The sequence below is a fragment of the Cyclobacterium lianum genome (assembly GCF_900143075.1).
Taxonomy (GTDB): domain Bacteria; phylum Bacteroidota; class Bacteroidia; order Cytophagales; family Cyclobacteriaceae; genus Cyclobacterium; species Cyclobacterium lianum.
This window is the reverse complement of sequence record NZ_FRCY01000004.1, coordinates 461,524-482,657: the sequence shown is the minus strand read 5'-3', so window position 1 is coordinate 482,657 and position 21,134 is coordinate 461,524. Positions and strand designations below refer to the sequence as shown.

The window sequence follows — 21,134 nt, the reverse complement described above, 5'->3', positions numbered from 1 at the left end:
GCCCGGTCCAACGCTTGGAAATAGGAATCAATCAGTGCTGAGGCGAAATGGCAAAGAAAAACGAAAACCTCGATCCGGAAAAATTCAGGGATGCAATCGGTACCGTCACCAAAGAAGGGGGCAGGAACTGGATCTATCCCAAAAAGGTGTCTGGTAAATTTTACCGGTGGAGAACCTATTTTTCCTGGTTACTGCTGGCCATCTTATTCGCAGGTCCGTTCATCAAAGTAAATGGACAACCCTGGCTGTTGTTCAATTTTTTTGAGCGGCAATTCATCATTTTCGGAGCTGTTTTCTGGCCCCAGGATACCTACCTGCTAATTTTTCTCTTGCTGATATTCGTCGTCTTCATCATCTTGTTTACTGTGGTGTTTGGTCGTGTATTTTGTGGCTGGGCTTGCCCGCAGACCCTGTTTATGGAGATGGTTTTCCGGAAAATAGAGTATTGGATAGAGGGCGATGCCAATCAGCAGCGGAAACTAAATTCCATGCCCTGGAATGCCGAGAAAATCAGAAAAAAAACCCTGAAAATGTCCCTTTTCCTTTTGATATCCCTGTTGATTTCACATACGGTGATGGCGTATCTTATCGGAATAGAGCAGGTAAAGGTGATCGTCATGCAGCCTCCCAGTGAAAATATGGCTGGATTTTTAGGTTTGTTGGCATTCACCGGGATATTTCTTTTTGTTTTCTCCTGGTTTCGTGAGCAGGCCTGTATTGTCGTTTGTCCCTATGGACGCCTGCAGGGGGTAATGCTGGACAATCAATCCATTAACGTCAGCTACGATTATGTGAGGGGTGAGCCCAGAGGTCCTATAAGAAAAAATAAACTCGAAAACGATGCTTTAGGAGATTGTGTCGACTGTACGTTATGCGTACAGGTATGCCCCACGGGTATCGATATCCGGAACGGCGTACAGATGGAATGCGTGAACTGTACCGCCTGTATGGATGCATGTGACGAGGTGATGGAAAAAGTGGATCGCCCTAAGGGCCTGATTCGCTATGCTTCCGAAGAAAGCATTCAAAAAGGGACCTCAAAATTAATTACCGGCAGGGTTAAAGCCTATTCCGCTATTTTACTTCTGTTGATTAGCGGGTTTGTTGGCTTGCTAAGTACGCGTACAGACCTGGGCGCCACAGTGACCCGTTTCAGGGGAATGACCTATCAGGAGCGGGAAGGAGATAAGATCAGCAATTTGTATGAACTGACGCTGATCAATAAAACCTTTGATCAGCAACAGGTAGATCTGGTTCCGGAGGATCCAGCCATTAGCCTGGAGCGGGTAGGGGATACCGACTGGAATCTGCAGGGTCAGACCAAATTTGAAGGACGTTTTTTTCTGGTTAAGGATCAGGAAGATATGATCGTCCCGCAAGAAACTGTAGTGCTGCTTCTGCAGCAAAACGGAGAGACCATTGATAAAATAGAAACCAGTTTTATGGGGCCTGTAAATAAATGAACATACCTAAAAAAAGACTATGAATTGGGGAAACGGAATAGTATTGGTTTTTGTGGTTTTTGTGGCGATAATGGCAACCATGGTGACCATCTGCATGCGACAGGATGACCTGCATTTGGTCACAGAAAATTATTATGAAGCTGAAATCAATTATCAGCAGCACATAGACAGGGTTAGCAATTCCCTTGAGTCTACCGATAACGCCATGAGGTTCGATAAGGGAAAGAAAACCTTAGAATTAAACCTCCCAGTCGGCGCAAGCGGAGAATTGCATTTGTTCAGGCCTTCAGATGCGAGATTGGACAGAATAATTGAAGTCAGTATTGAGGAAAATACTAATAGGTTCCTGAATTTGAGTAATTTATCACCTGGGTATTGGAGGGTTAAATTAAGCTGGGCAAGCGAAGAGCTTAAATATTTCGAAGAAATAAAAATTGATATTTAAATGTTGTGGACCGCTTTTGTATGGGGAATTCTCGGATCATTTCACTGCATCGGTATGTGCGGTCCGATTGCTCTGGCCCTCGCCGGAAGGGATCACAACCGGTACCTGCGCAACAAATTTTTATACAATTCAGGCCGGACACTGACCTATGTTTTTTTGGGAGGACTTGTAGGTATGCTGGGATTTTCGCTGGCCCTGGCAGGCATACAACAATGGATATCTATTCTAATGGGTGCCGTAATCATAGGTATGGCCTTTTTTTACAGAAAATCTGAGAAATGGGTATCCGGCTCTGGCTTGTCTTCAGGATTTGTCCGACTCAAATCGAGGCTGGGGAGTTCACTCAAAAAGGGAGGGCCGCGGGCATTTTTTCTTTCAGGAATTTTAAACGGATTGTTGCCCTGCGGTATGGTGTATATGGCCTTGCTTGCATCTCTGGCCCTACAGGGACCCGTTTCCGGAATGCTTTACATGCTGTTTTTTGGATTGGGCACGGTACCCGTTATGCTGTTGTTGATGCTTTCAAATAAAATCTTCAGCCCCGCATTTAGGTTTCGGATGAATCGGCTCCTGCCTTATTTTGCACTCTTTATTGGTGTCCTGTTTGTGATCAGAGGAATGGGCTGGGGCATACCATTTTTGAGCCCGGCACTTGGCCTGCCTGCTTCCGAAATGCTGGATGCCAGTATTACCCATTGCGAATGAATTGTTTACCGCCAGTGATTTGGGCCGGCCGGAGCAGAAGTCGGCTAAGACCGGCAGCGTGGAAAACTGTTTATTTGGCCGTCCAGCCTCCATCTACAGTAAGCATGGATCCGGTCATGTAACTTGCCGCTTCGCTGGCCAGAAATATGGCAGCTCCCTGAATTTCTTTCAATTCACCCCATCTGCCAAATGCCGTCGCTCCAATGATAAATTGTTTCGTAGCGGGATCATCCGCCACGGGTATATTCATTTCTGTCAGAAATGGTCCTGGACAAATGGCATTTACATTGATGCCAAACGGTGCCAGCTCAATGCCCAATGCGCGGGTCATCTGGACTACAGCTCCTTTGCTTGAGGTGTATGGTGTCCTGTCAGCCAGACCCACCAGGCCTAGGGTACTGGCCAGGTTAATGATCTTACCGGACCGGGCTGCTTTCATGTGGGCGGCTACCGATTTGATGGACAGCCAGGTGCCCTTTACATTTACATCCATTACCTGATTAAATTCTTCGAGGCTGAGTTCATCTATACTTCCTCTGATGTTGATGCCTGCACTGTTGATCAGAATATCGATGCGACCAAAAACATCCATGGCGTAGTCAGTCATGGCGCCTACTTGATCCTGACTGCTGATGTCTGCGGCAAAAGAGTAAACTTCCCGGCCAAACGCTTCATTGATTGCGGCTGCACTTACCTCTCCGTCTTTTTCTTTTCTGTTGACGAGCAACAAATCCGCACCTGCAGAAGCAAGTCCGGCAGCCATTGCCAGTCCCAGGCCTTTGGATCCGCCTGTGACGATAGCCTTCTTACCGTTCAGGTCAAAAAGTTTAATTCCTGGAAGATTTTCTTTCATTTTATTTCTTAGAGGGTTTGATAAAACATACTTTTTGGCAAGTGGGGCCTGATTGACAATAGCACGCTAAAACCAATTAACCGGCTGCTGAGCACTTTGATCAGGCATGCCCGGCGAGTGGCAAACATGCGGCCAGTATGAACTATCGCTCACAGGTAGCCGCTTACCAAAAGCGTTAAGGTAATGATTTTCCAGGCAAATTGGTACGTGCTGTCATTTTAAATGCATGATATTCGCAAACGTACAGGCCTGGTGGATAAATTGTGAAGTTTCCTTATTTTTTATTTTGAAAAAGTTATTTTTGCCAGCCTATTCTTAAAATAAATAATATTGGAATCAACTATTACCTATGGATCCATCTAGAATGTTCAGATCAATTTGCGGGGTCATCCCTGCAAGTATACTACTTTTTAGCCTTCATGGCCTTGCCCAGACAACGCTCAGTTTTGAAAATCTTGATGCTTTTCAAGATCCCGGTAAAACATGGAAACTGGCAGGTGCAGTGATGGCAGATATCAATGAAACAGGAGATCTGACGGTCAGCAAGGGTACCGGGATCCTGGTCAACCTGCCGACAGAGAAGGACAAGGGTGAAGATCTGTATACCAAAGCTTCATTTGGAGATATGGATCTGGAACTCGATTTTTTAATGGCCAGAGGTTCCAATTCCGGAGTATACCTTCAGGGGATGTATGAAATCCAACTGTTGGATAGCTGGGGTACGGCAATACCCAGTGCAGGTGATAATGGTGGTATTTACGAACGGTGGGACGAATCACAGCCAGAGGGTATGCAGGGTTATCAGGGTTATGCGCCCCGGCAGAATGCCAGCAAAGCTCCAGGCCTATGGCAAAACTTAAAGGTATCATTCCGGGCGCCGAGGTTTGATGCCAATGGAAAAAAAATAGAAAATGCCAGAATAATCTCCGCGGTACTGAACGGAGTCACCATACACGAAAACATAGCACTTTTTGGCCCTACCAGAGGGGCCATGGCCGAAAAGGAGATGTCCAGCGGACCAGTCAGGATCCAGGGTGACCATGGTGCAGTAGCCTTCCGCAATATTAAAATTACCCCTTATGACAACCCGGCTCCTGTCCTGGATGACATCACCTTCGACTTGTATCAGGGCAGGTATGAAGCAGTTCCTGATTTTTCGCAGTTGACACCAGCAAGGACTGGACAAATGGAACGCCTCGGTGCGAATATCAGGGGAGCAGAAGAGCAGTTTTTGATCAGGTATAGGGGAGAACTGGAAATCAAGCATGAAGGACAGTACATTTTTAACCTTTCGGCCCCCGGAGGAGCCGGCAGTTTAGCCGTTGGCACTGAGCAGGTGATCGCTGCTGCAGCAGGAAATCTTTCCGGCGAAATACAACTCACTGCAGGAACTTACCCGGTAGAAATTTTATATGCTAAAGTTCAGGATTGGATACCAGCGGGAATAGGGCTCGAGGTATCGGGCCCGGGTATCCGGACTGTCCAGCTATCTGACCTTAGCTTCTCCCGCGCATCGGGGCCTGATCCAATACTTGTAGACCCGAAGGAAAGACCTGTTTTGAGAAGCTTTATGGATATTCCAGGTGGCAGCAGGATTACCCATGCAGTGTCTGTAGGGTCTCCTTATAAAGTGCATTACACTTATGATATGGATTTTGGGGATCTGGTTCAGGTTTGGAGAGGTGACTTTTTAAATGCGACACCTATGTGGAACAGCCGCGGCGATGGCTCCTCCCGGCCAATGGGATCGGTCACCTACACCCAGCAGGCAGCACTCTCCTTCGCCAGGCTACAGGACCTGCAGCAGCCCTGGCCCTCGGATACACTGGGTAGTCATTTTAAAGTCAAAGGGTACAAAGTCCTATCCGATGATCATCACCTGCAATTTGAATACGAGAGCTATGGTGTAAGCGTGAGTGACGAACTGGAATTCCTGACGGAGGGAGAGGGGGTAAAGCGGGTCATCAAGACCAGCAGCGCCGGAGAAAACACCTATCTGCGCCTGGCCCGAAATGCCAGCATCCAGAATTTGGGTGAAGGCTTGTTTCTCATTGGTGACAAGGCTTATTACCTCCGGCTGGATGATTCGATACAGGATCTGGCGGACTTGAGATCAATCGATGGGAGTATGGAATTGCTGATTCCTGCCCTGGATAACATTACCTATTTTTTATTGTTTTAATGCGTAGAATTAGAAGTCAAATGATCATGAATTGCAAGCAAATACCCGGACTTATCCTCATGTTAACGGGCTTGATGTTAGCGCAGGCAGCCTGGGCGCAGGAATCTCCAATGGAGGAAGATTTCTTTAAGATTTTACGAGTCAGGGCTCCGGAAGGCATTTTGCTGGAGGTAGGCGGGCTCGCAGTGATGCCCAATGGAAATCTGGGTGTAGCCACCCGGAGAGGGGAAGTATATGTCGTAGAAAACCCCACCGGAGCGAGGCCTTACTTCAGGAAATTTGCCTCCGGACTTCATGAAATTCTCGGGCTGGTATACAAAGACGGCGCTTTCTATTGTTCTCAAAGGGGGGAGCTGACCAAATTGGCAGACCGCAATCAGGATGGAAAAGCAGATCACTATCAAACGATCTACAATTGGCCCGTCTCCGGGCATTACCATGAATACAGCTATGGTCCGGTGGTAGACGATGAGGGTAATTTTTACGTTTCAGGAAATGTGGCATTTGGCAACGAGGAATGGTGGCGCGGCGAAAGCCGTGTACCTTTCAGGGGCTGGATCATGAAAATCAGTCCGGAGGGTAAGATGGAGCCCTGGGCGACAGGCATGCGCTCTCCCGCCGGATTGGCCCATATTGACGGGAAGCTGTTCTATACAGAAAACCAGGGTGATTACATGGCCTCCGGGGGAATCTGGCACATCCAAAAAGGAGCTTTCGCCGGGCATCCCGCCGGTTTGAGGTGGACTGGAATGGAAAATTCTCCTTTAGACCTTACTACTGCGGCTTTTGATGCCGTGGTTGACCCAAGGAAGGTAAAAAATGAGCAGGGCAGATATATCAAACCCGAAAATATTGTGGACGAAGACTACCTGACGCTCTATCAGGCAAAGGAAAAGCTTCCCCAAATTACTCTTCCGGCAGTTTGGTTTCCTTATGGTATACACGGAATATCGACTTCTGAACCGATAAAAATCCCTGATGGACATTTTGGACCTTTTGCGGGGCAATTGCTGGTGGGAGACCAGGGGCAAAGCAAAATCATGCGGGTGATGATGGAAGAAGTAAACGGGGTGCTGCAGGGTGCTGCAATTGACTTCAGAAGTAACTTTAGGTCGGGAGTATTGCGCATGGCCTGGGCACAGGATGGCTCTCTCTTTGTGGGAGAGACCAATCGGGGATGGGGATCCGCAGGAGATGCCAATGAGGGTCTGGAACGATTGGTATGGAACGGAGAAATTCCTTTTGAAATGAGGAATGTCAGGGCCATGCCGGACGGTTTTGAAATAGAATTTACCCAGCCGGTAGATAAGCAATCGGCTAAGGATCTCGCCTCCTACAAAGTTCAAACCTTCATTTACAAATACCATCCCGTATATGGTAGTCCACCAGTGGCCAATGAAATGGCAGCAGTGACGGGGGTGAAGGTATCGGATGATTTGATGCGGGTAAGAATTAAAATTGATGGCCTGACCCAATACCATATCCACCACATCCAACTAGACGGAATCCGGGAAAAGGATAATTTTTACTCCCTGGTACATCCCTCCGCCTACTACACCTTAAATGAAATTCCGGAAGGTGCCTTATTGGCCGGGAATGAGGTGAGCACTTTTAATTCCTCTGATCGTTCGGAGCCAGTCAGCCCTTCAAGTGTAAGTCCGGAGGCAGTATCGGTAAGTGGAAAGGAAGAAGAGGTTCCGCAGGGCTCAGGGGATAAGATTGACGAGGCCCTGGTCAGCGCCCTGCTTTCCCGGCATACTTGTATTGCCTGCCACAATAAGGATACCAAACAGGTTGGTCCTGCCTATAAAGATGTGGCCAGGAGAAATTACACGCCAGAGGAGATTGTTTCTCTGATCCATACGCCCAAGCCTGAAAACTGGCCGGATTACGCCACCCCCATGCCGCCGATGCCGCATGTGCCCAGGGAAGATGCGATGAAAATCGCTCAATGGATCAATTCCCTGAAATAAACAAAGAAAAAAGCAGTCCTGACAAAGACTGTTTTTTTTACGCTATAGGTTAAATTCACAGATTTATTTCCTGTTTTTTTATTAAAAATATTATCAATCAAATTAATAATAGTAAATAAGAAATAACCTAATTTTAATTTTTCACTAAAGTAGTTTAAATGAGCTTTTTGTGGGATGAAATTGCTCCAATAGTAGTCAGGAAATTTTTGTTTGATAAATTTTCAAATATGATTTTTTCTTTTCAAAAAAAATTGTAGAATTGTTCAAACATTTGGATGTCACACAGGGTTTTTGTGTTGCTGCATGTTTAAATGTTACTTGTCAATAAACCTAATCTTAACCGAACATGAAACATCTATTTACATCCCATTTTTTGGATTTCCCGGATAATTCCCCATACCGAGAACCTGCAATCCCCCTGGACTAACATTTATTCAAAATCGTGAAAATTGATACTTATGATGGGATCTGTTCCTTTCCGAGTATCATAGTGCATAGATATGTAAGATTCAATATTTTTTCGGATTTTACTCGTCTATTTTAAATAGGATTATATATTTTATATAATACAGTTAAAATAAATCAATACACTTTAAACTCAACTAGATGCTTATGTCAAAAATTTGCAAGTTAAGCAGTATGGCACTGTTGGCTCTTCTGGTGAGTACGGCTTCCGTATTCGCACAGATCGAGATTTCAGGTACTGTTTCAGATGATTTAGGAGAGCCATTGCCGGGTGCCGCGGTATTGGTGAAAGGTACCGCCAATGGTACTGTGACAGATTTGGACGGAGAGTATACCATCACCGTACCCAATCAGGAAGCGACCCTGGTCTTTTCCTTTTTGGGCTTTACCAATTTAGAAGAGGTGGTTGGCAGCCGTACCACCATTGATGTTCAGTTGGAACAGGGCGTCAGCGGTTTGGACGAGGTCGTAGTGACCGGATATGGTTCTCAATCCAGGCGGGAGATCACCGGCGCCGTTACTTCTGTAGATTCAGAAGAATTGTTGTCCATACCAGCGACAACCTTCGCCCAGCAGCTGCAGGGAAGGGCAGCCGGGGTGACGATTGTCAACGATGCTACGCCCGGAGGAGGTGCTACAGTCCGGATCCGTGGTTTTGGTACCATCAACAATAACGATCCCTTGTATGTGATTGATGGCGTACCTACCCAGAATCAGGGCAATTTGAATCCAAATGATATCGAGTCTATCCAGATTCTGAAAGATGCATCTGCGGCCTCCATTTACGGTTCCAGAGCAGCAAACGGGGTAGTGATCATCACCACCAAAAGAGGAAAAGTCGGAAAACCAACCATCGCATTCGATGCCTTTTACGGCACCCAGACAGCGGAAAGGGGTCCTGATCCACTGAACGCCAGAGAATTGGGTGAATACCTGTATCTGGCGAACATATATGCAGGAAGAACTCCCAGCCATGGTCAATACTCCTGGGGGCCAAACGGTGAGGTGAGTATACCTGATTATGTGTTCCCCAGTGGTGCCATGGAAGGTGACCCCGGCGTAGATCCAAGCCTGTATGCTTTGGAGCCGGGTAATATCTATCCCATCACCAGAGCTGCCGACACAGACTGGTGGGCAGAAACTACCAGAACTGCGCCGATCCAAAGTTATCAGATCACCGCAAACGGAGGAACTGAAAATGGAAGGTATGCGCTTTCTTTGAATTATTTCAGCCAGGACGGGGTAGTAAGAGATATCGGGTATGACCGCTACTCTGTAAGGGCCAATACCGAATTTAAAGCCTTGAACAACCGACTGACAATTGGTGAAAACCTCTCCGTAACCGTCGGTAATCGTAAGGGAGGTTTCGGAAACGGATCTGCCGGAAACAATGCGGAGCAAAATGCAGTATTTAGTTCTTCCCTGCAGCACCCGTTATTGCCGGTTTATGATATCATGGGCAACTTTGCGGGGAGTAGAGGAGCCAATCTGGGCAACAACTTCAACCCGGTCGCTGTACTCGTCAGAGCACGTGACAACAGGAACCTTTCTCTGAGAGCCTTTGGAAACGTATATGCACAAGTAGACCTTACCGACAACATCAACGTGAGGTCCAGCTTCGGCGTGGATGCCAATAACCGGCGCGCGCTATTCATTGGTAGGCCTCAGCCGGAGTATGTGGAAGGTAACTTTGTAAACAGCTCCACCTCAGAAAATGAGTATTCTTATCAGTGGGTTTGGACAAACACCATCAGTTATACCAAAACTTTCAATGATGTTCATGCTTTTGATGCCTACCTCGGAATAGAGTCTATCAAAGAATTCGGCGAAATCTTCGGTGCTGCGAGACAGCGATTCGCTTTCGAAACGGTTCCAATCATTTCTTATCTGGATCTGGGTGACCCCAATACAGCGACCAACTTCGGCCGGGTTGTAAACGACTACAGGTTATATTCTCAGTTTGGAAAATTAAACTATTCCTATGATGGCAAATACCTGGTTCAGTTTATCCTGAGAAATGATGGTTCGTCCAGGTTTCTTGCAGCCTCGAGAAATGCGACTTTCCCGGCTTTCAGTTTGGGTTGGAGATTGTCTGATGAAGCTGCCGTCGCTGAAGCCCTACCCTTTGTTTCTGACATGAAATTGAGGTATGGCTGGGGTAAAACAGGTAACCAGCTGATCGGGGATTACAACGCCTACACCACCTATCGTTCCAACATCTTCAATGCAGGTTATCCAATAGATGGATCTACTTCAACTCCGGCCCTCGGCTTTGATGCATTGAGATTTGGAAACCCGAATGCCAGATGGGAAGCAACTACTTCCAACAATATCGGATTGGATGTGGAATTTGCTGAAGGCAAGTATTTCTTCGAGTTGGATGTGTGGAATCGTGTGACTACCGACATGCTGTTTCAAACTCCGATCAATTACGGTCATGGGGATGCGACTGCTCCCTTCTTCAATGTAGGTCAGATGACCAATAAGGGCATTGACCTGAACCTGGGATTAGACGATACCGCGCTCGGAGGAGAGTTGAGATATGGTGTGTCAGCAAATTATTCCATGTACAGAAACAATGTGGATAATCTGGCTGAAAATGAGGACAACGTACTATTTGGTGCTTCCACAAGGGTGCCTTCTGTGACCATTACTCAGTCTGGTTTCCCGATTTCTTCCTTCTTCGGTTACAACAATCTGGGTATATTCCAGACAGAAGAGGAAGTTAGTGCGCACCCCCCCTATGGTACCTACAATGCTGTAGGTAAATTTAAGGTAGAAGACGTTAACGGAGACGGAGTGATCACTGATGCTGACCGAACTGTTATTGGTAATCCCCACCCGGATTTTGTTTACGGAATAAACCTCAACGTAGGATACAGAAATTGGGATCTTACCCTGTTTGGCAATGGCTCCGTAGGTAATGATATTTTTAACTATATCAACTACTGGACCGATTTCAACACCTTCCAGGGTAACAAATCCAAAGCGGCACTGTATGATGCCTGGCAGCCCAACAATACCGGAGGTACTCTTCCGATCATGGATGCCAATGACCAGATCAGCAGCCGACCCTCGAGCTACTTCGTAGAGGACGGTTCATACTTCAGGATGAGAAATGCACAGTTGACGTACAATCTAAATGATGCTACGCTGGATAACCTGGGTATGAGCAGGGCTTCTATTTATTTCCAGGCTCAAAACCTCTTTACCATAACAAAATACACAGGTACAAACCCTGAAATCCAGACCGGTAGCAACAATACCATAGGGTTTGACGGAGGTTACATGCCTGTGTCCAGAAACCTGATCCTGGGTGTTAACGTGACATTTTAATTGATCACCATTTAAAGAAGCAATTTTATGAAAAGGATATATTTTAAACTAGCAACAGCTGCTTTGGTAATGGGAGCGATGACGACTTCCTGCCAGGAAGAATTTCTGGAAACTGTTCCCCAGGGACAGTTCAGTACAGTAGGTCTTGAGAATGCACAAGGTGTGGAAGGCCTGCTTCTGGGAGCTTATGCCATGATCGATGGATATGGCCTGGACGGGCAGTCCGGATGGAATGGAACCATAGACAATTGGGTATATGGAGGCGTAGTATCTGATGATGCGTACAAAGGTACGGATGCAGGTGACCAACCCGAACAGTCCTTTCTGGAAACATTTGATTTTCAACCCACCAACCTTCACCTGCGAAACAAGTGGAGGGCGGTATACAAAGGGGTAGCCAGAACCAACGATGTGTTGAATACACTCAAGGAAGCTGAAGATGTGTCAGACGCAAGACGAACTCAGATCATCGCAGAAGCCAGATTTTTGAGAGGCTTTTTCCATATGGAAGCCAGAAAAATGTGGGAGAGAGTTCCTTATATAGACGATGAAACCTTTGTGCTTTCTGATCTGGAAAGTAGTAAAGTGCCCAATGACAGTGAAATCTGGCCAGATATCGAGGCTGATTTTGAAGCGGCAATGGAGGTCCTCCCGGAAGTACAAAGCGAAGTAGGCAGACCAACCAAATGGGCTGCGCAGGCTTTTCTTGCCAAAGCAAAAATGTTTCAGGGCTGGGACCAGTCAACTGGTGTAGCCAATACGGCTGTCCTGCAGGAAGCCAAGACGCTCCTCGATGATATCGTGAACAATGGTCCTTTTGCGCTTACGCCGACTTTTGAAGAAAATTTCCTGGTCGGCAGAAGGAACAATGAGGAATCTATCTTTGAAATCCAGTTTTCGATTTCCAGTGCCACTACGGCGGCCGCCAATGAGGGTACTACCCTTAACTATCCGTATACGGATCCCTGGGGATGTTGTGGATTTTACCAGCCCACTCAAAACCTGGTAAACGCCTACAAAACTTCGCCTGAAGGATTGCCTTTATTGGATACTTTCAATGAAGAGGATGTCCCCAATGATCAGGGTCTGGCATGGAACGACCCTTTTGATCCCTATGAGGGCCCGCTGGATCCCAGGTTAGACCATACCGTAGGTAGAAGGGATATCCTGTACAAGGGCTATAAGATCCACGGTAGTGACTTTATCCGGGATCAGAACTACGCAGGTCCCTATTCACCGAAAAAGCATGTGGCAGAGCCGGAGTTCTTCGGGATCGGTGCCAACCCACGGCTTTCAGCCAACAATTACCGCATCATGAGATTAGGAATGGTAATCCTATGGCTTGCCGAAGTTGAAGTAGAACTCGGTAACCTTGAGCGGGCCAGGGAATTGGTAAACATGATCCGCGAAAGGGCTGCAAACCCTGCCGGATTTGTACCGCGGGCCGTTCAGGGTGCGGAACGTAACGATTTTACCATAGTAGAAGGCGAACCTGCCGCCAACTATGTCATTTCTACCTATGACCAGCCATGGACAGATCAGGATGTGGCCAGAAAGGCCGTCAGGATGGAGACCAGGCTGGAGTTTGCTATGGAAGGCCACAGGTTCTTTGACCTGCAACGTTGGGGAATTGCGGCCGAAACCATGAATGAATACCTTGACGAAGAAGCAACCAAGAGGACTTACCTGAGCAACGCCTCATTTGAAAAGGGTGTTCACGAGTATTTCCCGGTTCCTCTGGAGGCTATAGAAAGGTCCTTCAGGGATGGGTCACCGACCCTGACTCAGGATCCGGCATTCGATTGATTTAAGACGATTTGATACAGAGTAAAAAAGGTGAGGTTGATCCCTCACCTTTTTTGTTTGATGCAGGTATGTAGTTAGGGAAGGATTTTATTTTTGATCCATGCAAAACTGGTATTCACGTTTAAATGAAATTGTATATCAGGCATACGAATTTATCGGGTATATTTGCACTTTTAAATAACCCATACAGCAGCATGCCGAAAATTGTCAGGTTAACCACCGTCCCGCTCTCTTTGAAATTATTACTCAAACACCAGATGCTGTACCTTTCTCAAGCCGGTTTTGAGGTAGTGGTTGTCAGCTCAGAGGGTAAGGAATGGCATGATGTCCTGAGAAGCGAAAAGGACATCAGGAAGGAAGTTGTACCCTTCACACGCAAAATTACACCCATTAAGGACCTGTATTGTATCTGGTTGTTGTACCGCTTATTCAGAAAGGAAAAGCCGGACATTGTTCACAGCCATACTCCTAAGGCAGGCCTGCTCGGCATGATCGCGGCCTGGATGGCGGGTGTACCGGTGCGCATACATACGCTAGCAGGCTTGCCCTATGTCTCCCGGCCAGACAAACAAAAAAAATTGCTGGCGGCCATGGAGAAATTGACGTATCGATTTGCTGTAGAAGTCTGGCCCAATGCATTATCCCTAAAAGATGCCATCCTGAAGGAAAAGCTTGTCGGGGAGGATAAAGTCAGAATTATCGGCAATGGCTCCTCAAATGGAGTCGATTTAAGCGTGTTTAACAGGGCCAATCTGCAGGAAAATCACCTGGTGGCGGCTACGATGAGACTCAGCCCCGGCGAGGATGAATTTCTGATTCTGGCTGTAGGCAGGATGGTAAAAGACAAGGGCATTGCCAATCTCGTAGAAGCCTTTGTGCAGTCAAAAATTGTAAATCGATCCCGGCTGGTGCTGGTGGGTGATTTTGAACAGGAACTTGATCCCCTGGAGATTAGGACGATCAACCAGATCAAAGATCACCCGCGGATCGTACATATTCCCTGGACAGACCATGTGCCTTATTACCTTGCATTGTGTGATGTACTGGTACACGCCTCATACCGGGAAGGTTTCCCAAATGTTTTGCTGGAGGCAGGGGCCATGTGCTGTCCTGTCATTTGTTCTGATATTGCTGGTAACAGGGAACTGGCTGTGCACATGAAAACAGCTTTGGTCTATCCCCTGAAGCAGGTGGCTGCGTTAAAAGAAGCATTGGAATTTGCGTTTGTAAAACGTGAGGTGATGCAGGGCTTTGCTGAAAGAATGTATGCCCGTGTTGAGAAGGATTTTGACCGAAAAAACCTGCATGCAGAGATTTTGAATGCATATAACCGTTTGTTAGATAGAAAATAATGTCGAATAAATTATTTGTTGGCATTAATTTCCTAAACGTTCATAATTAATTAATTTTGAACGCATTTAAATTGAATTTTTATATGATAAGGCTGATTACCATAGTGCTGTTTTCTGTATGGTTTACTTCCTGTATCAGCAATAAAAGAATCAATTACCTTCAGAATATCAAAGGCAATGAGCCTATCGAACTGGATGAATTTATACCCTACGCAGAAGTAGACTATGAATATGTACTACAGCCTTTTGATATCGTTGATATTGATTTTGCTTCTCCCAATCAGGAATTGCTGGCAGCATTTGAATACCAGGGTGCTGCGGCGGTCCGGGGCGGCAGGGCCGGCGGTGGTGGCGGTGGTGCCATGGACATTTTTTATTTTTCAGGTTATTCTATAGACAAAGACGGCTTTGTACGGATGCCCGTTCTCGGGCAGATAAAATTAGCCGGCCTTACCGAGGAAATGGCCCGCGATAAGGTGCAGGAGGCCATCAATACCTATTTTAAAGAGGATGTATCGGTGAGGTTGCGGATAGGCGGTATCCGGTTTACCACGCTGGGAGAATTTCAGAGTGTGGGGCCAAAGGTGATTCTAAAAAACCGCGCAACCATATTTGACGCCATCTCTTTGGCCGGAGAATCCAACATTCTGGCAAGAAAAAATGAACTTTTCCTCATCCGTCAGTACGACGGTGGTATGAAAATACACCAGATAAATTTAAATGACCGGCAGCTACTCGCTTCTCCGTATTTTTTTATTCAGCCAAATGATGTATTGTATTTGCAACCCATGCAAATCCGTCAGGTGGGCTCCGGGGAGAATATCTCTTCAAGCCTGCAATTGGGCATATCCATTATCACGGCGATGATGTTTATTTATGGTATTACTTCCGGAATTTTTTGACAATGGAAAACTTAGATCTATCTCAATTTGAGGAGCAGGAAAAGCCGATTGATATCAAATACTACATCATCAAGTATTTCAGATATTGGCCGTTATACCTTTTCTGTATCATTTTGGGTCTGCTGGCTGTATTTCTTTTCCACCGCTATACGGTAGAAAAATATGAAGTCAAAGGGAGCATGATGATTAAAAGTAATGCTTCCCCCGAAGTCCGGATTCTGGACCGTTCCAACATATTTTCAGGTACGGAAAACCTGACCAATGATATCCTGTTGTTCTCGTCCAAAAATCTGGCTGCAGAGGCTTTGAGCAAACTCCATTTTGATGTCAGCTATTTTGCTTCCACCAATATCAAAGAGATCGAACTTTACAACAATAGTCCTATACGGGTGGATGTAGACTGGACTCACCCACAGGTGAACAGTAAAAAAATCAGGATTCTGATTCTTTCGGACTCTACTTTTCAATTGTTACCGGGGGAAAACATGTTTCTGGATCAATTTTTTATGAGTTACCCCTATGCAGAAGATGCCCAGGATTTTTTTGGGAAAACCTACCAATTCGGTAAGGAAGTCAATGATGGCAAAGCCAAATTTACCGTGCATCTGATTGATATCTTCCGGCAGTACCAGGAATACGAATTTCTGCTTCATCCCCCGCAAGCGCTCATAGATCAGTATGCCGGTGCTGTGCATGTCCGCCCGCTGGTCAACTACGGTTCGGTCCTGGAAGTGAGTATGACCACAAAAATAGTGGACAAGGGAAGCGACTATGTCAATGCCCTGATGGACGCATTTCTGGAATATGATTTGAAGGAAAAGAACAGGATATCAGAAAATGCTTTGAAATTCATTGAGGAGCAGCTCTATATTGTAGAAGACTCCCTGAATTCGGTAGAGAGCCGCATGCAGTACTTTAAGGTAGAAAACAAAATGCTGGATGTGGATGCCGAATTTGGCGGAGTACTTAATAGCATACAACAGTTGGAAGAAAATATCCAATCCATTGATTTTGAATTGGCCTATTACAATACCTTGCGGACCTATCTGGTCAGCAAAACCGATTCCTATGAAGAGATTGTCTCCCCATCGGTGATCGGTATCTCGGATGGTCTCCTGGGAGAATTGATCAGAAATCTGGTTGAACTGTCTCTGGAAAGACGAAAATTAATGGCCGTAGTCAGAGAAACTCACCCTGATGTAGCGGTGCTGGACCAACAGATCGAACGGCTCAAGGAAAATATTTTTGAAAACATAGAAAATCTCATTGCGAATACCAGCAACAAGAAACGGGAATACCAGAAAAAATTAAACAGTTTCGACAAGCAATTTGCCAAGTTGCCACAGGCCGAATCCAGCTATTCCAATATTTTCAGGGAATTTAAATTGCGGGAAAGCCTCTATACCTACTTGCTTGAAAAGCGGGCGGAAGCAGGTATAGCAAAGGCATCCAATGTACCGGACAACAGCATCGTGGATTATGCCAAACGAGGTATGCTGATATTCCCCAAAAAGACCCAAAATTATTCCTATGCGATCGGTCTTGGCTTTTTTCTGCCCCTGGGTTTTCTGCTGATTTTTCATTACCTGAACAACCGGATCATGGACCAGATCCAGTTAAAAAATATTCTCAAAATTCCGCTTTTGGGTACCATAGGCTACAGCGACAAAGAGACCAACCTGCTGGTAGCCGAACATCCCCGATCCCTTGCATCTGAATCCTTCAGGTCACTGCGCTCTGCGCTCTTTTACATCGCGAGCGAGAAAAAATGTAAAAAAATTCTCGTTACCTCCAGTATTTCCGGAGAAGGGAAAACCTACATCAGCCTGAACCTGGCCTCAGCCATGGCTTTGAGCGGCAAGCGGACCTGTCTGCTGGGCCTTGACCTCCGGAAACCCAAGCTCTCCAACTACCTGGAAATTTCAAACAAAAAGGGACTTTCTACTTTTCTTGTAGATAAAGACAAAGCAGAGGATATTGTCATTCCCACCAAATACGAAAATCTAAGTGTCGTACCATCCGGACCAGTACCTCCAAACCCGGCCGAATTGTTGCTCAAAGAAAAAATGGCAAATTTTCTGGACAGACTGGAGGAGGAGTTTGACATCATCGTCATGGACTGCCCGCCGGTGGGGCTGGTGTCTGAAACCATGGATTTGCTCCGGTTTTCCGATGTCAACCTGTATATCGTCAGGCATGATTTTACCCATAAAAACCACCTGCTGATGATCAATGATCTCTATGCCAATGATCAGGTCAGAAATTTTTATGCTATTTTTAATGGATTGAAAAGTGGAGGGGATACCTATGACTTTGGAGGCTACAACTACGGCTATGGATACAATTACTCCTATATGAAGAAAAATCGTTATGGTGACGGATATTATGAAGCCGAACAGCGACCAAAGCGGGGATGGATCAATAGATTATTAAATAGATTTAAGGCCTGAATCGCTTTGTCTTTTGACCGGGCTTTAGGACTTTTGTATGCCGGGCCGTCGAGCTGAAACTGTACAGGTAAAAGTACAAAGTTTGTAACCTGGCTTACTCATATAATAGCATTTCTTTGAGACTGGGGAAGGAGTCTCATCCTGATAATAATAGAATTAAACAATGAAAAAATCAATTTTGATTACTGGAGGGGCCGGATTTATTGGTTCTCATGTGGTGCGTCTGTTTGTCAATAAATACCCCGATTACCGGATCATTAACCTGGACTGTCTCACCTATGCGGGCAACCTGGAAAACCTTAAGGATATCGAGGACAAAGACAATTATGTATTCTCAAAAGTTGACATTAATGAGGAAAAGTTGTTGGAAATGGTTTTCAACGATTACCAGGTGACGGATGTGATCCATCTCGCGGCAGAATCGCATGTGGACCGGTCCATATCTGATCCACTCGCTTTTGTGAAGACAAACGTGATGGGAACGGTAAACCTGCTCAATACGGCCAGAAAGTACTGGAAGGACCTGGAAAACCACCTGTTCTACCACGTTTCTACTGATGAGGTATATGGTTCATTAGACGATGGAGGCTATTTCACAGAAACCACTCCCTACGATCCGCAATCTCCTTATTCTGCGTCAAAGGCATCTTCAGACCACTTTGTAAGGGCCTATGCCAATACCTATGGGATGAAAACGATCATATCCAATTGCTCCAATAACTACGGACCCAACCAGTTTCCGGAAAAACTCATTCCATTATGTATTCACAACATAAAGGAGAAAAAATCACTGCCGGTATACGGCAAGGGAGAGAATGTAAGGGATTGGTTGTATGTAGAAGACCATGCCAGAGCTATCGATGTGGTTTTCCACAAGGGAATTCAGGGAGAGACCTACAATATCGGAGGATTTAATGAATGGAAAAACATTTCTATTGTAAGACTGCTCTGCGAAATCATGGATAAAAAACTGGGCCGGGAGGCCGGTGAATCCGCTAAACTGATCACTTTTGTCAAAGATCGGGCAGGGCATGATCTGCGCTACGCCATTGATGCCCAAAAGATCAACCGGGAGCTGGGCTGGGCGCCCAGCCTTACCTTTGAAGTCGGCATAGAAAAAACGGTCGATTGGTACCTGGACAATGATACCTGGCTTCAAGGAGTGACTTCCGGAGATTACCAGCATTATTATAAGGTGCATTATAGTTAATTGATTTGAAATGGAACAATACCATCAACTATTACAGCATATACTGGACAATGGGGTTCAGAAGGGAGATCGCACCGGTACCGGTACCCGGAGTGTTTTTGGTTATCAGATGCGTTTCGACCTTGCGGAAGGTTTTCCACTGGTGACCACCAAAAAATGTCATACCCGCTCCATTTTTTATGAATTGCTATGGTTTCTTAACGGAGATACCAACATCGCCTATCTCAAAGAAAATAAAGTATCCATATGGGATGAGTGGGCGGATGAAAACGGCGATCTCGGTCCGGTTTACGGCTACCAATGGCGCCATTGGCCGGATGGCAAGGGTGGTGAAATCGATCAGATCAAAAACCTGATCCACCAAATAAAGACCAATCCCAACTCCCGTCGCCTGATCGTGAGTGCCTGGAACGTGGCGGACGTGGATCAGATGGCCTTACCTCCCTGCCACTTGCTGTTTCAGTTTTATGTAGCCAACGGGCGGCTTTCCTGCCAGCTATATCAGCGTAGTGCAGATGTTTTTCTTGGTGTGCCGTTCAATATTGCTTCCTATGCGCTGTTTTTGATGATGGTTGCGCAGGTCTGTGGGCTGGAGGCGGGAGAATTCATCCATACCTTCGGAGATGCCCACCTGTACAACAACCACATGGACCAGGCCCGGTTACAATTGAGCAGAGAATGCCGGCCGCTTCCCCGGTTGGAACTTAACCCAGCAGTAAAAGACATTTTCTCCTTCACCTATGAGGATATCAAACTTCACAATTACGACCCACACCCGCATATCAAAGCCGCGGTATCTGTCTGACAGGAAATGGCCATTGCAGGCATAGTGCGTTGCCGGGTTTGTTCTGGGTAGGGTACCGGATTGCTGGCAAAAAATCCCTTGCAGACCAAAGTAGTGCCTGCGGATCACAGCGTCTTTCACAACAACGCTTTATGCCGGTGCGGGTTTATTACCTATTCAGCCCGCTGGCCCACATGAGGGCGGCGGATAGTCCTCAGGTAAGTGTAAAAATAGACTCAATTTCAGCGACAGGCCGGCAACTAAACCTGCGATCTGCAATTTCTTCAATATAGCTGATGCCAGATACATTGCTGACAAATACCTGATCCGCATCCAGGAGATGATCGGCCGAAAAGGAACCTGTCTTACAGCTTTTTCCGACTTCCGCAATTCTCCGCAGAATCTGTTTTCTGGCTACACCAGCTACGCAATTTTTTTCCAGGGAAGGGGTATAGTAAATGTCATTTTTAATCCAGAAAATATTGGAACTTCCCGCTTCGGAAACATGCCCCCAGGCATCCATCAATATGACCTCGTCCATACCTTTTTCCTGCCGTTCCAGATTGGCCATCACGTAGGGCAGCGCATTTAGTGTCTTGCAGTTTGCCCAGGGTGAATTCTGCAGGTGGATGGACGTACAAAAATAAGCTGCTTTCTTCACCTTTGGGGCGGGCTGAAACTCCGTCAGCATCAGCGATTCTTCATGCCCGGGTGAAGAAGGTGTGTATTTGCCGCTACCGGCGCGGTACAGGTTCCAGCGAACCCGGCAGGATTTTCTGCCCTCGGGTAATTCCCGGATCAGCGCTTCTACACGATGAATATCTGGAAAAGCATCAGCGGAAATCCGAAGCTGCCTAAAGCCGTTCATTAATCTTTCCTGATGATCCTTACCGAATCGAATTTGTCCATTAGCAAACACCATCGTTTCAAAAATCCCGTCGCCGAAAAGAAATGCCCGGTTGGCAGTACCCAGGTCATCCTCCGCATATATTCCCTCCGGATTTAACCTAAAATGTCTCATTATCGTACATACCTCTGTCCGTTTATGAACGGATAATATTCATTCCTTTCTTTTCTACCGTTAAAATTAATTAAAAAATCCACCTGATAAGCGATTGTTCTGTAAAATACAGTAAACTTGCAATTAATTAATTCTTTAGCATTAAATTTGACAAAGTGAATGGAGTTTTATTACTTTATCATATAAC

At 46.1% G+C, this 21,134-nt stretch carries 14 protein-coding genes; 12 read left to right on the top strand and 2 right to left on the bottom strand.

The window, feature by feature from the left end:
- Nucleotides 1-47: 47 nt before the first annotated feature.
- From ccoG to BUB19_RS09140, 3 genes are read left to right on the top strand one after another with little or no spacing between them, the layout of a single operon-like run.
- On the top strand, nucleotides 48-1,463 hold the full coding sequence (gene ccoG, locus BUB19_RS09150; protein ID WP_073094187.1) for a cytochrome c oxidase accessory protein CcoG: 1,416 nt from the start codon (nucleotides 48-50) through the stop codon (nucleotides 1,461-1,463).
- 19 nt (nucleotides 1,464-1,482) lie between these two features.
- Nucleotides 1,483-1,908, top strand: a complete 426-nt coding sequence (locus tag BUB19_RS09145) for a FixH family protein (protein WP_073094186.1) — start codon at nucleotides 1,483-1,485, stop codon at nucleotides 1,906-1,908.
- A complete protein-coding gene (locus tag BUB19_RS09140) occupies nucleotides 1,909-2,613 on the top strand; it encodes a sulfite exporter TauE/SafE family protein (RefSeq protein ID WP_073094185.1) in 705 nt (234 codons plus the stop codon).
- Between the two features lie 70 nt (nucleotides 2,614-2,683).
- Here BUB19_RS09140 and BUB19_RS09135 read toward each other — a convergent pair whose 3' ends face one another.
- Nucleotides 2,684-3,466 carry an SDR family NAD(P)-dependent oxidoreductase gene (locus tag BUB19_RS09135; protein WP_073094184.1) on the bottom strand — a complete coding sequence of 261 codons (783 nt, stop codon included), beginning with the start codon at nucleotides 3,464-3,466 and terminating at the stop codon, nucleotides 2,684-2,686.
- Between the two features lie 349 nt (nucleotides 3,467-3,815).
- Here BUB19_RS09135 and BUB19_RS09130 point away from each other — a divergent pair, with 349 nt between their 5' ends.
- The 9 genes from BUB19_RS09130 (at nucleotide 3,816) to BUB19_RS09090 (ending at nucleotide 19,947) form a co-directional block, all read left to right on the top strand.
- On the top strand, nucleotides 3,816-5,648 hold the full coding sequence (locus tag BUB19_RS09130; protein WP_073094183.1) for a 3-keto-disaccharide hydrolase: 1,833 nt from the start codon (nucleotides 3,816-3,818) through the stop codon (nucleotides 5,646-5,648).
- Between the two features lie 59 nt (nucleotides 5,649-5,707).
- Nucleotides 5,708-7,621, top strand: coding sequence for a hypothetical protein (locus BUB19_RS09125; protein ID WP_178371465.1), 1,914 nt, complete (start codon nucleotides 5,708-5,710; stop codon nucleotides 7,619-7,621).
- Nucleotides 7,622-8,233: 612 nt separating this feature from the next.
- On the top strand, nucleotides 8,234-11,422 hold the full coding sequence (locus tag BUB19_RS09120; protein ID WP_073094181.1) for a SusC/RagA family TonB-linked outer membrane protein: 3,189 nt from the start codon (nucleotides 8,234-8,236) through the stop codon (nucleotides 11,420-11,422).
- Nucleotides 11,423-11,449: 27 nt separating this feature from the next.
- Nucleotides 11,450-13,228, top strand: coding sequence for a RagB/SusD family nutrient uptake outer membrane protein (locus BUB19_RS09115; RefSeq protein ID WP_073094180.1), 1,779 nt, complete (start codon nucleotides 11,450-11,452; stop codon nucleotides 13,226-13,228).
- Nucleotides 13,229-13,422: 194 nt separating this feature from the next.
- Nucleotides 13,423-14,580 (top strand): glycosyltransferase family 4 protein, encoded by a 1,158-nt coding sequence (locus BUB19_RS09110; RefSeq protein WP_073094261.1) that lies wholly within the window; start codon nucleotides 13,423-13,425, stop codon nucleotides 14,578-14,580.
- A gap of 83 nt (nucleotides 14,581-14,663) precedes the next feature.
- Nucleotides 14,664-15,482, top strand: coding sequence for a polysaccharide biosynthesis/export family protein (locus tag BUB19_RS09105; protein ID WP_178371463.1), 819 nt, complete (start codon nucleotides 14,664-14,666; stop codon nucleotides 15,480-15,482).
- A gap of 2 nt (nucleotides 15,483-15,484) precedes the next feature.
- Nucleotides 15,485-17,932, top strand: coding sequence for a GumC family protein (locus BUB19_RS09100; RefSeq protein ID WP_073094179.1), 2,448 nt, complete (start codon nucleotides 15,485-15,487; stop codon nucleotides 17,930-17,932).
- Nucleotides 17,933-18,095: 163 nt separating this feature from the next.
- Nucleotides 18,096-19,142: a dTDP-glucose 4,6-dehydratase gene (gene rfbB / locus BUB19_RS09095; protein WP_073094178.1), complete on the top strand. Its 1,047-nt coding sequence runs from the start codon at nucleotides 18,096-18,098 to the stop codon at nucleotides 19,140-19,142.
- Between the two features lie 10 nt (nucleotides 19,143-19,152).
- Entirely contained in the window at nucleotides 19,153-19,947 is a 795-nt protein-coding gene (locus BUB19_RS09090) for a thymidylate synthase (RefSeq protein WP_073094177.1), read from the top strand.
- Between the two features lie 193 nt (nucleotides 19,948-20,140).
- Here the strand turns inward: BUB19_RS09090 and BUB19_RS09085 are convergent, their stop codons facing one another.
- Nucleotides 20,141-20,947, bottom strand: a complete 807-nt coding sequence (locus BUB19_RS09085) for an aminotransferase class IV (protein ID WP_073094176.1) — start codon at nucleotides 20,945-20,947, stop codon at nucleotides 20,141-20,143.
- Between the last annotated feature and the right edge of the window lie 187 nt (nucleotides 20,948-21,134).

Excerpts from the sequence above, each read along its gene's own strand:
- ccoG (WP_073094187.1), top strand. The coding sequence starts at position 48 with ATGGCAAAGAAAAACGAAAACCTCGATCCGGAAAAATTCAGGGATGCA.
- BUB19_RS09145 (WP_073094186.1), top strand. The coding sequence starts at position 1,483 with ATGAATTGGGGAAACGGAATAGTATTGGTTTTTGTGGTTTTTGTGGCG.
- BUB19_RS09140 (WP_073094185.1), top strand. The coding sequence starts at position 1,909 with ATGTTGTGGACCGCTTTTGTATGGGGAATTCTCGGATCATTTCACTGC.
- BUB19_RS09135 (WP_073094184.1), bottom strand. The coding sequence starts at position 3,466 with ATGAAAGAAAATCTTCCAGGAATTAAACTTTTTGACCTGAACGGTAAG.
- BUB19_RS09130 (WP_073094183.1), top strand. The coding sequence starts at position 3,816 with ATGGATCCATCTAGAATGTTCAGATCAATTTGCGGGGTCATCCCTGCA.
- BUB19_RS09125 (WP_178371465.1), top strand. The coding sequence starts at position 5,708 with ATGTTAACGGGCTTGATGTTAGCGCAGGCAGCCTGGGCGCAGGAATCT.
- BUB19_RS09120 (WP_073094181.1), top strand. The coding sequence starts at position 8,234 with ATGTCAAAAATTTGCAAGTTAAGCAGTATGGCACTGTTGGCTCTTCTG.
- BUB19_RS09115 (WP_073094180.1), top strand. The coding sequence starts at position 11,450 with ATGAAAAGGATATATTTTAAACTAGCAACAGCTGCTTTGGTAATGGGA.
- BUB19_RS09110 (WP_073094261.1), top strand. The coding sequence starts at position 13,423 with ATGCCGAAAATTGTCAGGTTAACCACCGTCCCGCTCTCTTTGAAATTA.
- BUB19_RS09105 (WP_178371463.1), top strand. The coding sequence starts at position 14,664 with ATGATAAGGCTGATTACCATAGTGCTGTTTTCTGTATGGTTTACTTCC.
- BUB19_RS09100 (WP_073094179.1), top strand. The coding sequence starts at position 15,485 with ATGGAAAACTTAGATCTATCTCAATTTGAGGAGCAGGAAAAGCCGATT.
- rfbB (WP_073094178.1), top strand. The coding sequence starts at position 18,096 with ATGAAAAAATCAATTTTGATTACTGGAGGGGCCGGATTTATTGGTTCT.
- BUB19_RS09090 (WP_073094177.1), top strand. The coding sequence starts at position 19,153 with ATGGAACAATACCATCAACTATTACAGCATATACTGGACAATGGGGTT.
- BUB19_RS09085 (WP_073094176.1), bottom strand. The coding sequence starts at position 20,947 with ATGAGACATTTTAGGTTAAATCCGGAGGGAATATATGCGGAGGATGAC.